Consider the following 2144-nt stretch of genomic DNA (forward strand, 5'->3'; position numbering starts at 1 on the left):
GCGCCGTCTGCCAGGACATGATCGCTGATGGGTTTTTTATATGATTCTCACATTCTCCTCACCTCCCTTGCTGCTGCAGCCATGTGACCAGCTTTTCAATATTGTTCTTGTCGCTGGACAGATAATAGAAACCTGTCCTGGCCGTACCCTTAAACTCTTTCCAACATGTATTCATCCGGTTGAAATCAACCTGTTGTAACTGCCGCATTCGTTTGACTAGCTCTTTCTTTCGTTCTTCCAAACTATTTTTCTCCATACCTTTATTTGCGTAAAAAGCCAAACTAGCCAGCAAAGGATAGTTGGCAATCATAGATTCATGAAAATCCCCGATTCGTTCTGGTGGATAGAGCAAAAATAATTCTTGGAACCAAAGATTGATCAGCTTTACGTAGTCCTTTGCCGGCAATACAGTATCGTAATGGTCATCATTTGCCCGGTAAACCATTTTTCCCGTAATAAAGGTGGCGACAATCTGGCGTAGCTGAGACAGGGACAGCAGTTTCTTGTTTGTTGGTCGTACCACTGCCCTTTTTTCTATTTCCACACCGGCCGTCTTTAACTCCTTGTTTGTTGTTAAAATCGTATTGGTAATGATATTCAGTTCTTTCCTGGAGTCAAAAGCAATTCGTTTCGACAGCGCGACTTTTTTTCCTTTCGTGTTAAGGTCGATATAAAGTTGCTCTGCCTCTTCTTTTGTCAATCCCTCAAAGATTTGGATGGCCACTTCTGTATGGTCAACAAAATGAAGTAGCTTATATCCTTTTTTCATTTCTTCCTCATTCTCGCTTCTCGCAGCCCGGTAACCCATTTCTTCTATTTGGCAAAAGGCCTTCAGACGCTGATTACCATCTATGATGGTCAGTTCAACGGGTTTGTCCTTGCCCAATTTGTCCACTGTTGCCACCATTGGAGGCACATAGATTTGTCCCGTTAAAGCGTTTTCAATAATGTATTTTTTTATGGCTCTAACATGCAGTTTATTAACCACTCGCAGTTTCACTAGTCCGTTTTTGATGAGAGCTGAAAGTTCCTGTATCGTATAGGTGGTGATCGTTTGCCGTTTAGCAAATATATCGTTGACGATCAAGTATTCCCACTCCTTTCTTTATTTAATATCGTGAAAAATTTCCAGGCTGTTCTTTGTATGGATGTAGTAGATGAATGGTGTTTGATTCGTCCTATTGCAGAATCATAAATATGGGTGAAGATTGGGTCATCATGTTTCCATGTGCAGTAATTTTTTAAGCGGCTAAGTAGTCGGATAGCTTCTAGGTGAGGAATCGAGTATCTTTTCGTTAGTTCGTGGGTGGTTAACGCTAGTGCGACCTGAATACCTGTCATGCCGGTCACAAATTTCTTTCTATTACCCATTTGCGTTGGGAAAATTTGCAGCCATGTTTCAAAGAATGCTAGTGATATGGCCGTTACTTCATCCGAGCTGTATTTTCCAAAATTGGGTTCTCCTTTTTTAACGGATAAGTTCCCTTCGAACAACGCGAGCAGGCATTTTTTCATGATGGTCAGTGATGTTACAGCAGAGTTCTCATTCGTTAGCCTCGATAGTTCTTGCTCAATTTCAAACTTGGACTGCAGCTTTTTTGCTATTTTCCTCGTTAATTCCGTATAGGTGTCACGATGGTCATATTGCATGATTAGTCCACTATGGGCTTCTTTTCGTTCCGTATTGATGTCTGTGAAAAGCTGTCTTTCCTCTTGTTGCGTTAAATCAAGATAAACTTGCATGGCTATTGGATAAGCTCTTAGTTTGTCTATGTATCCTTGGATTTTATGAGCTTCTTTCTCGTTGCCGGTTTCCTCGGCTGTTTCCATTCTGGATTTTAAGTGGCTTAATGCCGACGACATGGCGCTAGCTCTATGTTGTCCGTCCAAAATGTATAGTTTGCTGCCTGGTTCCAAGGCCCAGCCTTGGCCGGTTTGCGAAAAAGCACCTCGTGCCGAAAAGATAAACGGGGAAAAATAAAAATATTTGCCTTTTAGGGATGTTATAATATATTCCCTGATTTCAGATCTCCGCTGCGGGTCCAATTTGCGCTGCACTTCCGGGTCGACTTCAAACAGCGCTTCCAGTGTGGCAAACCGGATCTGGGTTGCCAGTACATTTTTTCCAAACTGATTGTATCCGT

General features: G+C 42.1%; 2 protein-coding genes. Both read right to left on the bottom strand.

From position 1 onward, the window contains the following. Window positions 1-58: 58 nt before the first annotated feature. Window positions 59-1087: a DNA sulfur modification protein DndB gene (locus tag ACY8D0_RS27990; RefSeq protein WP_462413745.1), complete on the bottom strand. Its 1029-nt coding sequence runs from the start codon at window positions 1085-1087 to the stop codon at window positions 59-61. Continuing rightward, window positions 1084-2144, bottom strand: a 1061-nt coding sequence (locus tag ACY8D0_RS27995) for a DNA sulfur modification protein DndB (RefSeq protein ID WP_462413746.1), incomplete at its 5' end; no start/stop codon positions are given. The genes ACY8D0_RS27990 and ACY8D0_RS27995, both read right to left, overlap by 4 nt.

The sequence above is a fragment of the Neobacillus camarae genome (assembly GCF_054950115.1).